This window comes from Sphingopyxis sp. (assembly GCF_035565275.1).
Classification (GTDB): Bacteria; Pseudomonadota; Alphaproteobacteria; order Sphingomonadales; family Sphingomonadaceae; genus Sphingopyxis.
Genome location: NZ_DATMST010000301.1, coordinates 1 through 12355, shown reverse-complemented (window position 1 = coordinate 12355; position 12355 = coordinate 1). Strand labels below are relative to the sequence as shown.

General features: G+C 63.9%; 13 protein-coding genes and 1 pseudogene. 3 read left to right on the top strand and 11 right to left on the bottom strand.

What is annotated here, in order from left to right; genetic code table 11:
• Window positions 1-272 precede the first annotated feature (272 nt).
• Window positions 273-1145: a hypothetical protein gene (locus tag VN047_RS19835; protein ID WP_325545748.1), complete on the top strand. Its 873-nt coding sequence runs from the start codon at window positions 273-275 to the stop codon at window positions 1143-1145.
• Window positions 1145-1639, top strand: a complete 495-nt coding sequence (locus VN047_RS19830; RefSeq protein WP_325545746.1) for a DUF1772 domain-containing protein — start codon at window positions 1145-1147, stop codon at window positions 1637-1639. Before VN047_RS19835 ends, VN047_RS19830 begins: the two co-directional genes overlap by 1 nt.
• Here the strand turns inward: VN047_RS19830 and VN047_RS19825 are convergent.
• Window positions 1636-2511: a sigma-70 family RNA polymerase sigma factor gene (locus VN047_RS19825; protein ID WP_325545744.1), complete on the bottom strand. Its 876-nt coding sequence runs from the start codon at window positions 2509-2511 to the stop codon at window positions 1636-1638. The two genes, VN047_RS19830 and VN047_RS19825, sit on opposite strands and share 4 nt — an antisense overlap.
• Window positions 2511-2966, bottom strand: coding sequence for a carboxymuconolactone decarboxylase family protein (locus VN047_RS19820; protein WP_325545742.1), 456 nt, complete (start codon window positions 2964-2966; stop codon window positions 2511-2513). The genes VN047_RS19825 and VN047_RS19820 overlap by 1 nt, the downstream gene beginning before the upstream one ends.
• 202 nt (window positions 2967-3168) lie before the next feature.
• Between VN047_RS19820 and VN047_RS19815 the strand changes: the two genes are divergently transcribed.
• Entirely contained in the window at window positions 3169-3552 is a 384-nt protein-coding gene (locus VN047_RS19815; protein WP_325545740.1) for a DoxX family protein, read from the top strand.
• A gap of 69 nt (window positions 3553-3621) precedes the next feature.
• Here the strand turns inward: VN047_RS19815 and VN047_RS19810 are convergent, their stop codons facing one another.
• The 9 genes and pseudogenes from VN047_RS19810 to VN047_RS19770 form a co-directional block, all read right to left on the bottom strand.
• Window positions 3622-4599, bottom strand: a complete 978-nt coding sequence (locus VN047_RS19810; protein WP_325545738.1) for a DUF6607 family protein — start codon at window positions 4597-4599, stop codon at window positions 3622-3624.
• Window positions 4600-4621: 22 nt separating this feature from the next.
• Complete coding sequence (locus tag VN047_RS19805) at window positions 4622-6934, bottom strand: TonB-dependent hemoglobin/transferrin/lactoferrin family receptor (RefSeq protein WP_325545736.1); 2313 nt, start codon at window positions 6932-6934, stop codon at window positions 4622-4624.
• 205 nt (window positions 6935-7139) lie between these two features.
• Window positions 7140-8150, bottom strand: coding sequence for a PhoH family protein (locus VN047_RS19800; RefSeq protein WP_325545734.1), 1011 nt, complete (start codon window positions 8148-8150; stop codon window positions 7140-7142).
• Window positions 8151-8280: 130 nt separating this feature from the next.
• A complete protein-coding gene (gene miaB / locus VN047_RS19795) occupies window positions 8281-9630 on the bottom strand; it encodes a tRNA (N6-isopentenyl adenosine(37)-C2)-methylthiotransferase MiaB (RefSeq protein ID WP_325545732.1) in 1350 nt (449 codons plus the stop codon).
• Between the two features lie 7 nt (window positions 9631-9637).
• Window positions 9638-10426 carry a lysophospholipid acyltransferase family protein gene (locus tag VN047_RS19790; protein ID WP_325545729.1) on the bottom strand — a complete coding sequence of 263 codons (789 nt, stop codon included), beginning with the start codon at window positions 10424-10426 and terminating at the stop codon, window positions 9638-9640.
• Window positions 10395-10820, bottom strand: a complete 426-nt coding sequence (locus VN047_RS19785) for a Fur family transcriptional regulator (RefSeq protein WP_053553931.1) — start codon at window positions 10818-10820, stop codon at window positions 10395-10397. Before VN047_RS19785 ends, VN047_RS19790 begins: the two co-directional genes overlap by 32 nt.
• Window positions 10821-10951: 131 nt before the next feature.
• Window positions 10952-11383, bottom strand: a complete 432-nt coding sequence (locus VN047_RS19780; RefSeq protein ID WP_325545725.1) for a MucR family transcriptional regulator — start codon at window positions 11381-11383, stop codon at window positions 10952-10954.
• Window positions 11384-11489: 106 nt separating this feature from the next.
• A complete protein-coding gene (locus tag VN047_RS19775) occupies window positions 11490-11972 on the bottom strand; it encodes a GNAT family N-acetyltransferase (protein ID WP_325545723.1) in 483 nt (160 codons plus the stop codon).
• A pseudogene (locus VN047_RS19770) lies at window positions 11969-12355 on the bottom strand (tRNA (adenosine(37)-N6)-threonylcarbamoyltransferase complex dimerization subunit type 1 TsaB); the annotation flags it as partial. The gene VN047_RS19775 and the pseudogene VN047_RS19770, both read right to left, overlap by 4 nt.

Genomic DNA, 12355 nt, shown 5'->3' with positions numbered 1-12355 from the left:
TCTACGCCAAATCTTCGCGTCGTCCAAGCGTCAGCAATGAGGCAGGCCGGCGTTGTTCCCGAACAATCCACATTGGAGGCCCCCATGATCCCCTCTTCGCTTTCGTCCGACCGGCGCAAGCTTAGCGAAGCGACACTCCTCACCGGCGACGGTGCGTCGCTCGGTCCGCCCGCGCGGGCGCAGGCGGCGCGCCCGGGAGCGGATCTTTCCGACCGATGGCAACGCAAGCCGGAAAACCAGCTGGATCAGCGATTTCGAGCGGAGGGCGTGAGATGATCTGGACAACGCTCGGTGCAGCCCTGTTGTTCGCGGTCCCCGCAGTCGAGATCGTCGGCGAGCCCGTGATGTTCGCACCCGGTATTGCATCGACCGCCCATTCGGAAATCCGGCTGACGATCAGCCCCGACGGCCGGACCGCGCTGTGGTTCAGCCGCGACCGTCCGGGCGGCGCGGGTGGATATGATATCTGGATGTCACACCGGTCCCTCTCCGGCTGGTCCACCGCGACGCCCGTTTCGTTCAATTCGCCGGGGCGCGATTTCGACCCCGCCTTTTCGCGCGACGGTCGCTTCGTCTATTTCTGCTCTGACCGGCCGGGCGGCTCGGGCAAGGACGATCTCTATCGCGTCGCGATGACAAGGGCGGGCTTCGGCACGCCCGAAAATCTGGGACCAGAGGTGAACAGCGCGGCGAGCGAATTCGCACCGATGTTGTCACCCGACGGGCGATTGCTGTTGTTTTCGAGCGATCGGTCCGGGGGCGCGGGCCGGCACGACCTTTATACCGCGCGAACGAGGGCGGGTGGCTTTGCGGCGGCAATGCCACTCGCCGGATCGATCAACACCGAAGCCGACGAATTCGACGCGACTTTCCTGGAGGACAGCCGAACGCTTGTCTTTGCCCGCGCGCCGAGCATGCAGGACAACCGCATCGACCTGTTTGCCGCGACCGCGACCGATGGCCGTCACGACGCCGGCGTGATATTGCCGCTCGCAGTGAACGATCCGGTCGGCAACAGCTATGGCCCGATGCTCGACTGGTCGGCGCCGGGCTGGCTGACCTTTTCGGGCCGGCGCGGCGGGGCGGCGTCGATGGACCTGTATCGCATCACCTATCGCCTGACGGCGCGGCAGGGAGGAAGATGATGGCAGAGAATCTTGTCACCGGGCTGAGTTTCACCGCCGCGTTCGGCGCGGCGCTGGTCGGCGGCGTATTCTTCGCCTTTTCGAACTTCATCATGGCCGGGCTCGGACGCCTTTCGCCCGAACAGGGCGTCACAGCGATGAATGCGATCAACGTCACGGTAATCAATCCCGCCTTCATGACCGCGCTGTTCGGGACCGGGCTTCTCTGCCTTGTCGCTGGTGCGTTATCGCCGGGATCGCTAGATACACTCGACGGAAAGCTGATCCTCGCCGCCGCGCTTGTTTATATACTCGGCTGCGACGTGGTGACGATGATCTTCAACGTGCCGCTTAACAACGCGCTGACCGCGAGCACGGCGGGAACACCCGAAACGGCCACGCTGTGGGCGCGCTACCTGAACGAATGGACCATGTGGAATTCGATACGGACGGCGGCGTGCTTTCTGTCGGCAATCCTGTTCGTCGCAGCGGGAGCGCTTCGCATCGCGGCCTAGTGCATGTGCCGGAGCTTGTCGGGGTTGCGCATGATATAGATGGCCGTGACCTTGCCGTCCTCGATCTCGAGCGCGGTCGTCTGGAGTTCGCCGTCGGCCTCGCGCGTCACGAACCCCGGCAGGCCATTGATCATGCCGGTATGAACCAGCGTCGAGCCATATTTTCCCATCAGTACCGCGAGGCTGCGGTGCAGCTTCAACACGATGCCATGACCGAGCACCGGCCCCGTCGCGGCGGGACGCATGCCGCCGCCATCCGCCCACATGCCGACATCGGCAGCAAGCAGCGCGCCGAGCGCCTGCATGTCGCCGCTGCGTGAAGCGGCAAAAAAGGCATTGGCGATCTGGAGGCCCTGCTCCTTTTCGAGCTTGTAGCGCGGGCGCGCGTCGCGAACGTGGGTTCGTGCCCGCGCGGCGAGCTGGCGCGTCGCGGCAGGATCGCGATCGATCGTCTTCGCGACCTCCTCGAACTCGACGCCGAAGACGTCATGAAGCAGGAAGGCGGCGCGTTCGAGCGGTGAAAGGCGTTCGAGCGCGAGCATCAGCGGCAGCGTGACGTCGTCCTCCTCTTCCTCCTCGACGAGCGGATCAGGGAGCCAGGGGCCGATATAGGTCTCGCGCTGGTTCCGCGCCGACTTGATCTGGTCGAGGCAGAGCCGCGTTACAGTCCGGCGCAGGAACGCCGCGGGTTCGCGCACCGCATCGCGGTCGGTGCCGAGCCAGCGGATGAAGGCGTCCTGCACCACATCCTCGGCATCGGCGACCGAGCCGAGCATGCGATAGGCGACGCGGGTTAGGAGCGGACGCAGCGGGTCGAAACTGACCGCCGCGTCCGCTGCATCGACGCCGTTCCGGATACCTTCAGGGGTCATCAGGCAGCCTTCGGCACGCCGTTTTCGTACCAGAGGCCGAAACCGACCGCGATACGGTTCCAGCCATTGATGACGTTGATCATCACGGTCAGGTTCACTTGTTCCTCCGGCGTGAAATGCGTTTCGAGCGCATCCTTGGTATCTTTCTGTGTGTGCCCTCCGGACAGCATGGTCAAGGCATCGGTCCACGCCAGCGCGGCGCGTTCACGGTCGGTGAAGACCGGGGCTTCGCGCCAAGCCGACAGCAGGTAGATGCGCTGTTCGGTTTCGCCCTTTGCGCGCGCTTCGGCAGTGTGCATGTTGATGCAATTGGCGCAGCCGTTGAGGATCGACGAACGGATCTTCACCAGTTCGATCAGGGCTGGCTCGAGGCTGTTCTGGGCGGCGACCGAAACCGCCATCCACTGTTTCATCAGGTGCGGCGCGGCGGCGTAGGGGTCGGATACCTTGGTCATCTCATGTCTCCTTTCAGGGGGTGTATCGACATGACGAGCCACGTGCGGCGGATGTGACATGCGCCGCGAAAAAATTCGCATCGGACGCTCGTTTTTCCATGCGACCCCGGACCAAGACTTTGGAAACACAGGGTTTCGGATAATGCGCTTTGCGGCCCCGCGAAGCTGCACTAGCATCATCCCCTGTTTGGGCAGGAGGGGAATGGTTGTGAAGTTTCTCGATGGATTTGGCGAACAGGCCTATGCACTGCTGCGCATCGTCGCAGGACTGTTGTTTCTGGCGCATGGCGTCCAGAAGTTCTTCAATTTTCCGGCTGCCTTTCCGATGCCGCTGAACCCGATGCTCTATGCCGCAGGGACGATCGAACTGGTCGCGGGCGGGCTGATCGTCATCGGCCTGTTGACGCGCCCGGCAGCCTTCATCGCCAGCGGCATGGCGGCGGTGGGATACTGGGTCGCGCACGGCAGCAAGGACCTCTATCCGATCGTCAATGGCGGCGAGACGATCATCCTTTACTGCTTCATCTTCCTGTTTATCGCGACGCGCGGTGCGGGCATCTGGAGCGTTGACGGCGCGAAGAAATAAGCCGGACAAGAAACCGGGGGCGGTGCTTTCGCACCGCCCCCGGTTTCGGGCTTCACATGGTGAAGGTCTTTAAAGCTTGCGGGTGTTCGCCTCGATGAGCTTCCTCGCTTCGGCGATCGCCTTGGCCGTGGTCAGCTTCTTTTCCTGAACCTCGTCGGCCATTTCGAGCAGACGGCCGCTGATCACGGTACCGGTCTGTGCTTCCTCATTGATCGCGATGCCGCCCTTGGCAGCGGCGACGCGGTCCCATTCGGCGCGCACCGCCGCCCAATAATCCTTGGTAGCGGCCCAATAATCGTCGGCCGCCTTCACATCATACTGATCGTATTTGATGTAGGTGTTGAGGACATATTCCTGAACGATCGGAACGAGCTTGCCGTCCTTCGTTCCCATTTTCGTGTTGTCCTGCCAGTGGACCCAGCCATCGGGGCTGGGCTGATGGCGGTTGATCGAGAGGTAGCGATCATACACCGGATTGCGCACGGCGTCGCGGCGCGCGAGCGGGCGCCAAGTCCAGTTCGAGCGCCAGCGGCGGACCCCGCCCTGCGTCTCGAACTGGCCCCAGCCGCCGTACCGCGGGCTGTCGTCGACCTGCCAGACCGTCTGCGACCAGCGACCGGTGCGCATCCTTTCGGGAACGTCTTCCCACGCCCATGTATTGCGATCCGAATAGACGAGCAGCTTCGCGGGCTCATATTCCCAGTCCTGCCGCCAATGCTTGATGATCATGCTCTTGTCGTCATCACCGGTGATGACGAGCATGTGCTGCAGCACGATCTTGCGGCCCGTGTCCTCGATGACGCGGACGACTTCGTTACCGCCGGAGCGCTTCGGTTCGAGAACTTCGTAATTCGGGTCCCAGCGCGTCGATTCCTGCATGTTGAAGCTGACGCGGTAATTGCCCGCCATCGCGAGGATGTCGGCGCGGTCCTGTTCGAAACTGGCGGCGGCGGCCTCGGCCGCGATCGGCGGATGGGCCGGGGCTGCGACGGGCAGCGCGGCCGCGAGCAACAACAGGCCAGCGGTGATCTTGCGAGAGGTTTTCATCGGTGCAGTCCTTCTGTTTTGATTAGAAGCGGAAGCTCAGCGACACGCTCGCGTTGCGGCCGGGCTGGGTATAGGCGTCGGCGATCCATGCGGTCGGAACCGTCTCCGCGCCGACCATCGTCGTCGTGCCAAGACCGCGAACGTCGCTCCACCAGCTGTATTTCTTGTCGAGGATGTTGAAGACGCCCGCGCGCAGCGTCAGCGCGTCCATCACCCGGACAAACGCGGTGGCGTCGAGAATGGTGAAGCCGTCGGGACGGAAGCATTCGGGCGTACAAAGCCCCTCGGTACGCGACGCTTCCTTGCGCGCGCTGTGCGTCATGATGATCTGTCCGCCGAAGCGGCCGGCGGGCTCGCGATAGCCGACACCGGCGACAAGCTTGAGCGGATCAATCGTCGACAATGGCGAGCGAGCGCCGTCGGGGTCGATCACGTCACCCTTCGCCCAGGATAGGGCGAGCGTCGTATACAGGCCGGACGACGCTCGCCCCTCGAACCGCGCCTCGGCCCCTTTGACCCGGACGCGATCGAGATTCACGAATTGATAGATGGCCGGATCGGCCGGCGTAAAACTTCCGCCAACGATCTCCTGGCTGATGAAATCCTTGTACCGGGCCGAAAAGGCCGTGACATCGAAGCTGATGGCGTCGCTCGAGAAGCGCAGCCCGCCCTCGAAGCTTTCGCTGCGCTCGGGCCCCAGATCGGGGTTCGGGATCGAGGTGTAGCCCGAGGCCGGGTTGGAGAAGAACTGGTTCACCTGTCCCGGTTCGGGCGCCTTGAACCCGGTTGCATAATTGGCGAACAGGCGCACCTCGTCGGTCAGTTTCCAGACCGCGCCGAATTTCGGCGAGACGCGCGAACCGTCCTGCTTCGCGCCAGCGAAGCTCGGCAGCAGCGGATCGTCATCGGGCGACAGGTCGTACCAGTCAAAGCGCACCGCCGGATACAGAAGCAACCGACCGTCGGCGATCGATATCTCGTCACCGGCGAACAGGCCGGCACGCGTGAAGTCCGTGCTCGGAAAGGCGCGCGTCGGGAAGGTCTCGCCAAAGGGAGGGATCGTACCGTCGCGCAGGCCGCGCTGGCGCGTCTTGCTGATATCGCCACCGAAGACGAAGCGGTGTGCGATCGCGCCCGTCGCGAAATCTGCACGCGCGTCGGCGGCAGCACCGATGACGCGGTTTTCGAAAGTGTTGAGGCGCGTGCGATCGGCGGCCGGCGTGCGATCTTCCTCGGTGTACTGACTGTCCTCGCCATTCTGCCAGTAAAGCGCGACGCGCGCGAAATCGATCGCTCCCTCGCCTTCCCAGCTCCAGTCGAGCGAGACGCGCTTGCGTTCGCCGCTGTCGAAGCCTTCAAGCCGGTCGACGCTCGAGGTAATGGCACCTAGCGCGGTGCGCGTCGCGGTCACCCCGGTCAGGCCATTGGTATAAAGGTGCGTGTCGAGATACTCGCCGGTCAGGCGCAGCTTATGTCCGTTCGCCGGATAATAGACGATCCGGGCGAGCACCGCGTCCGACCGACCGTCCTGCGGATTGGGAAGTGTGCGGAAAGGGCCGGTGCCCTCGCGCAGACCCGACAACCGCGTCGGCCCGATCGTGCCGGGATTGGTCCCCTTGTTGTCGAGTTCCTTGTAATCGCGGCGCGTGTAAGCGGCCATGACGGACCAGTCGCCGCTGCGGCCCGCAAGGATCGCAGTTTCGCTGAACTCCTCGTCGGCGCTGTTGTAGCTCGCGCGAAGCAAACCGCCGATATTGTTGCCCGGCTTGATGAAATCGACGGGGTCGGAGGTAACGAAGCTGACCGCGCCGGCAAGACCGTCGCTGCCATAGAGTGCCGACGACGGACCGCGCAGAATCTCGACCGATTTGACGAGACCGAGATCGACATAGTCGCCGCGCCCCGACGCCTGCGCACCGAAGCTGAAACCGTCGGGAACGCGCACGCCGTCGACCTGGATCAGCACGCGGTTGCCGCCGATGCCGCGGATGTTGAAGCTATCGTTTCCGGCGCGGCCGGTTGCGCCGAGTGCGGCGCCGAAACGCGCGGGCTGGCGCTGGACGCTGACGCCAGGTTCGAAACGGACGAGGTCGCGGATGTCGGTGACGAGTTCGTCGGCAATCTGCTCGTCACTCTTCACCGTGACCGTGACCGGAATATCCTCGGCCTTCACCGGGGTGCGCGTCGCCGTGACGACGATGCGATTCTTGAGCGACACCCAATATTCGCCGTCATTGTCCTGCGCAAAGACCGGCGAGGCGGTCGCGGCGAGCGCAAGGCCCAGCGCGCTTCCTGCGGCAAGGCGGGATATGGACGGCAAACGTTGGATGTTCAATTTTCTTCCCCTGATAGATTGCGATTGACTCGCAATAGCGACGCTCTACGCGCGCCAGATCAGAGGGTCAATATGCTATTGCGAATCGTTCGCGTAAAATGGATCGCGGAACAGATTCCGCCATTGCGAGCGCAGCGAAGCTATCCGGAGCGACTTGTTAACGCTCTGGATAGCTTCGCTGCGCTCGCAATGACGCTTTGCGGAGTTAGGATCCCGGCCCTTCATAGGCTTCGACGATCCGCCCGACGATCGGGTGACGGACGACGTCGGCGCTGGTGAAGCGGCTGACGTTGATGCCCTCAAGGCCTTCCAGACGCGCGACCGCGTCGGCAAGTCCCGAGGTAGCCGGGACCGGCAAATCGACCTGTTTGGGGTCGCCGCAAATCACCATGCGGCTGTTCATGCCAAAGCGCGTCAGAAACATCTTCATCTGCGGGATCGTCGTATTCTGCGCTTCGTCGAGGATGATGAAGGCATCGGCCAGCGTGCGGCCGCGCATGAAGGCGAGCGGCGCGATTTCGATCTCGCCCGACGCGATTCGGCGTTCGACCTGCTCGGCGGGCAGGCAGTCGTGGAGCGCGTCGTAGAGCGGGCGCAGATAGGGATCGACCTTTTCCTTCATGTCGCCGGGAAGGAAACCCAGCTTCTCGCCCGCCTCGACCGCGGGCCGCGACAGGATGAGGCGCTGGACGCTGCCGGTGATGAGTTGTGCAACGGCCTGCGCGACCGCGAGATAGGTCTTGCCCGTGCCCGCCGGACCCAATGCGAAGATCACCTCGTCGCGCGCCAGCGCCTGCATATAGGGAACCTGCGACGGGGCGCGCGGGACAATCGTCTTCTTGCGCGTGCGGATCATCACCACAGGCGCCGCTTCGTCCTTGTCGTGGCGAATGATGCCGGCGAGCGTGGGTTGCGCCGACATGGCGATCACGCCGTCGACCATGCCGGTGTCGACCTCCTGTCCCTGTTCGATGCGGTTGTAGAGGTCGGTGAGGACGTCGCGCGCACGCGCCGCGGCTTCGGCTTCGCCCTCGATCTGCACGCGGTTGCCGCGAGCGGAGATATAGACGCCGAGGCGGTTTTCGATCGCGACGAGATTGCGGTCGAATTCGCCGAAAAGAATGCCCAAAAGCTGCGTTCGCTCGAATTCCGCGGTCAGTCGGACGCGGTCGCCGGGTTCGGCGGGGGTGGAGGCGGTCAGCGGGCGTTTGGACATATGGGCAAGGCTCCTTCGATCGACGGCATGACTGTACTCCCGCCAGGGCGGGAGTCCATGACTTGCGGGACGGGAATGCGACGGAAGGAGACGGAGTGTGTCTTCGAGGAGACAGCTTCCGTCGGTCGCACTAGGCGACCTCTTCCATCAGCGCCTCGGCGCCGACACTGTTGGCGCCGGCCGAGACGATGCGGACATCGACCATGTCGCCGATTTTAAGCCCCGGCGCGATGACATGCGCCGACTGAAGCCATGGCGACTTGCCGATCAGTTGACCCTCGAGCTTGCCCTTGCGTTCGAGGAGCAGGCGCGTCGTGCGACCGACGGTCGCCTCGTTGAACGCCCGCTGCTGCTCGTTGAGCAGGGCCTGAAGCCGCTGGAGGCGGTCGTTCAGCACCGCTTCGTCGATCTGGTCGGTCATCGTAGCGGCGGGAGTGCCGGGGCGACGCGAATATTTGAAGCTGTACGCCATCGCGTAATTGGTTGCGCGGACGATATCGAGCGTCGCTTCGAAATCCGCGTCGGTCTCGCCGGGGAAGCCGACGATGAAGTCGCCCGAGATCGCGATGTCGGGACGTACGGCGCGGACCCGCTCGATGACGCGAAGATAGCTTTCGACGCTATGGCTGCGATTCATCGCCGCGAGGATGCGATCGCTGCCCGCCTGCACCGGCAGGTGGAGGAAAGGCATGAGCTTGTCGATCTCGCCATGCGCGGCGATCAGCCCGTCGGTCATGTCGTTGGGGTGGCTCGTGGTGTAGCGTATGCGTTCGAGCCCGTCCTCGCGCGCCAGTTCGCGGATCAGCCCATCGAGGCCGATCGCCCTGCCCCTGTCATCCTCGCCATCCCACGCATTGACGTTCTGCCCGAGCAGCGTGATTTCGCGCGCGCCGCCAGCAACGAGCGCGCGCGTCTCGGCGATAAGGTCGGCGAAGGGCCGGCTGATCTCGGCGCCGCGCGTATAGGGCACGACGCAATAGGTGCAGAATTTGTCGCAGCCTTCCTGCACGGTCAGGAAGGCGGTAGGGCGCTGGCCACCCGCACGTTTCGGCAGCGCTCCGAACTTGCTCATCGCCGGCATGTCGAGGTCGACCGCCCTCTCGCCCTTTTCGGCGCGCGCGATCAGGTCGGGCAGGCGATGATACGCCTGCGGGCCGACGACGACATCTACCGAAGGTGCGCGGCGTGCAATTTCGGCGCCCTCGGCCTGCGCGACGCAGCCGGCGACCGCGATCGTCGGGCGGCTGCCGTCGGCGCGTTTCAGCCGGCCAATGTCCGAATAGACCTTCTCTGCCGCCTTTTCGCGGATGTGGCAGGTGTTGAGCACGACAAGGTCGGCGTCGGCGCCGTCGGCTGCGGCGACATAGCCTTCGGCACCCAGCATCTCTGCCATGCGCTCGCCGTCATAGACGTTCATCTGGCAACCGAAGGATTTGACGTGGAAGGTCTTGGGGGATTTTGCGGGAGAGTCGGGCTTCATCGGCTCGCTATAGGCGATGCAGCGCCGCGGCGGAAGGCCGCGCAATTTCACCGGCGATCGCGGCACGCGCGGCTTCGCTGATCGCCTTGCGGTCGTGCTCGGCCGCGTCGGGCAGTGGGTCTAGATAATGGATCGTCAGCAGGATCGGGCGTTTACGCGCGAGAAGGCGCTTGAAATTGCCCAGCCCCGATTCGGGATCGAGCCATGCGATGTCACCCGCTTCGGCGCCATAGTCGAGGAAGACTGGCTGGACCCGAAGGTTGGGCGGCGTCGGGATCACCGCCTGGAACAGCGAGGCGCGGAACGGCAGCAAGCCGTCACCGGGTCCCGTCGTACCTTCGGGAAACAGCGTGACCGGCCGACCGCGCGCGAGCGCGTTTCTGAGGTCATTCGCCTGGTTATGGATTTCGCGCTTCGCTTCGCGCTGGATATAGATCGTATGGTTCTGATCGGCGAGCCAGCCGACGAGCGGCGTCGTCCCGACCTCTGCCTTCGATACGAAAGCCGAACGCGCCGCGCCGCCCAGTGCAAGGATATCGAGCCAGCTGACATGGTTCGACACGAACAGCACGTCGCGCCGGAGCCGCGTGCCGGTCGTGCGGATACGAAGCCCCGCGATCCAGCCGGCCGCGTTGAGAAAGGCCATGACCATCGGCGACGGGCGACCGGCGGCGCGGTAAAGGAGGTGGGGAACGATCAGGAAAAGCAGCGCCAGCACCATCAAGGTGAGGCGAGCGACCGTTCGCCAGGTGATCGATGCGCGATCAGTCGCGCTTGCGATCGAGGGAGACACCATAAAGCTCCATGCGATGATCGACGAGGCGGAAGCCCAGCCGTTCGGCGATCACCTTTTGCAAGGCTTCGAGTTCGGGATCGACGAATTCGATGACCTTGCCCGTTTCGACGTCGATGAGGTGGTCGTGATGCGCTTCGGGCGCGGCTTCATAGCGCGAGCGTCCGTCGCCAAAGTCGTGGCGGTCGAGAATGCCCGCTTCCTCGAACAGGCGCACGGTACGGTAAACAGTGGCGATCGAGATGCCGCTGTCGATCTTCGACGCGCGTTCATAAAGCGTCTCGACGTCGGGATGATCTTCGGAATCGGAGATCACCCGGGCGATGATGCGGCGCTGCTCGGTGATGCGCAGCCCCTTTTCGTGGCAGAGAGCTTCGAGATCGATGGTACCGGACATGCGGGCCTTTCCTGCAGATGCAGCCGTGTCATTTCTTTATGACAACTGTATAGGGTCGCACCGCCGATAGGACAAGGGCGGCACCTGACGGCGCCGCCCTCTCATGCCCATGAGGGGCGCGAGACGAAGCGTCAGACTTTCCTGCGCTTGCGGCCGCCGCCACGGCCTTTGGTCCCGAGGCCGATTTCCTTGGCCAGCGCGCGGCGCTTTTCGGCATAATTGGGCGCGACCATCGGGTAATCGGCGGGAAGGCCCCACTTCGCGCGATAGTCGTCGGGAGTCATGCCATAATGCGTCATCAGGTGACGGCGCAGCATTTTCAGTTTTTTCCCGTCCTCGAGGCAGACGATAAAGTCGGGCTTGACCGACGTACGGATCGAAACCGCGGGCACGAGCTTTTCCTCGACCACCGGTTCGCTTCCGAGACCCGACAGGGCGGCATGGACATTGTTGATCAACAGGGAGAGATCCGAAATGGCGACGCTGTTGTTGCTGACGTGGGCCGCGACAATGTCGGCGGTCAGCGTAACGAGCATCTCATTGGTGTCGGCTGGATCGGACATGAGACTATTCCTTGATTATATTAGGCAGAAAGCGGCCGGCGAATATTGATATTCTTGTCCTGCCGAGCGGATTACTGCCACTTTGGATGGAATTCCGCAATGAAGATCACTTCGTCCCGTCCTGTCGGCTCGACCGCCGCATTGTGACCGCGTCGCGAATGGCGCCATCGTTGCCGCGATAATAGGCGGGCCTGCGACCGCATTCCGAAAAACCGGCACGCCCGTACAGATGCGCCGCGTCATTGTCGGCGCGCATTTCCAGAAAATAATCCTCGGCGCCCTGTTCCGCGCCCCACGCCTGCCAATCATCGATCAGTAACGCGCCAATACCGCGACCACGGAACGACGGATCGACCGCGAGCAACAATAATTCGCTTTCAGGGCCCGCAATCCGTGCTGCAGAAAAACCGCACGGTCGGTCGCCATTCCAGGCGATGCAGACGCGCGCCGAGGGCAGCGCAAACAGGGTCAGGAGCTGTGCGCCGCTCCACGCCTCGCCATAGGCCGGATCGAACGCGGCATCCATGACGCGCATTACTGCCGCAAGGTCACCGACGCGCGCGGTGGCGAGGCGAACGTCGGCGGTCATACCATTGCCGCCATCGGCTTGGCATCGGGTGCGCGTCCGTAGATCGGGCTCGGCGGGCCGAAAAGCGCCGCCGGCGGCAGGCGAAGGAAAGCCCGCGCATCGGGAAGCGTCGCCAGCGCGCGCCCCGAACCCCGGCGCGTCACGAACGCTTCGGCGCGGTTGCCGACGACGAGTTCTTCGGTCCGCAGAACCGCCTCGTCGGGCAGAAGCGAGCAGAGGTCCGCGCGCGGGGACAGATCGGCGGCAAAGGGCTGGACGAACCATTGGCCGTGACCGCCTTCCATCACGATCAGCGCGCCGCCGGCTTCGGCGATCGTATCAGCGGCGCTCGCGGCGACCAGCGCCAGCGTCGAAAAGCCCTGCACGGGCACCTGCCAGCCGAG

Coding starts and splice junctions, on each gene's coding strand:
- VN047_RS19800 (WP_325545734.1), bottom strand. CDS start 8,150: ATGTCCAAACGCCCGCTGACCGCCTCCACCCCCGCCGAACCCGGCGAC.
- VN047_RS19835 (WP_325545748.1), top strand. CDS start 273: ATGATCTGGACAACGCTCGGTGCAGCCCTGTTGTTCGCGGTCCCCGCA.
- miaB (WP_325545732.1), bottom strand. CDS start 9,630: ATGAAGCCCGACTCTCCCGCAAAATCCCCCAAGACCTTCCACGTCAAA.
- VN047_RS19775 (WP_325545723.1), bottom strand. CDS start 11,972: ATGACCGCCGACGTTCGCCTCGCCACCGCGCGCGTCGGTGACCTTGCG.
- VN047_RS19790 (WP_325545729.1), bottom strand. CDS start 10,426: ATGGTGTCTCCCTCGATCGCAAGCGCGACTGATCGCGCATCGATCACC.
- VN047_RS19780 (WP_325545725.1), bottom strand. CDS start 11,383: ATGTCCGATCCAGCCGACACCAATGAGATGCTCGTTACGCTGACCGCC.
- VN047_RS19825 (WP_325545744.1), bottom strand. CDS start 2,511: ATGACCCCTGAAGGTATCCGGAACGGCGTCGATGCAGCGGACGCGGCG.
- VN047_RS19785 (WP_053553931.1), bottom strand. CDS start 10,820: ATGTCCGGTACCATCGATCTCGAAGCTCTCTGCCACGAAAAGGGGCTG.
- VN047_RS19815 (WP_325545740.1), top strand. CDS start 3,169: ATGGTTGTGAAGTTTCTCGATGGATTTGGCGAACAGGCCTATGCACTG.
- VN047_RS19820 (WP_325545742.1), bottom strand. CDS start 2,966: ATGACCAAGGTATCCGACCCCTACGCCGCCGCGCCGCACCTGATGAAA.
- VN047_RS19810 (WP_325545738.1), bottom strand. CDS start 4,599: ATGAAAACCTCTCGCAAGATCACCGCTGGCCTGTTGTTGCTCGCGGCC.
- VN047_RS19830 (WP_325545746.1), top strand. CDS start 1,145: ATGGCAGAGAATCTTGTCACCGGGCTGAGTTTCACCGCCGCGTTCGGC.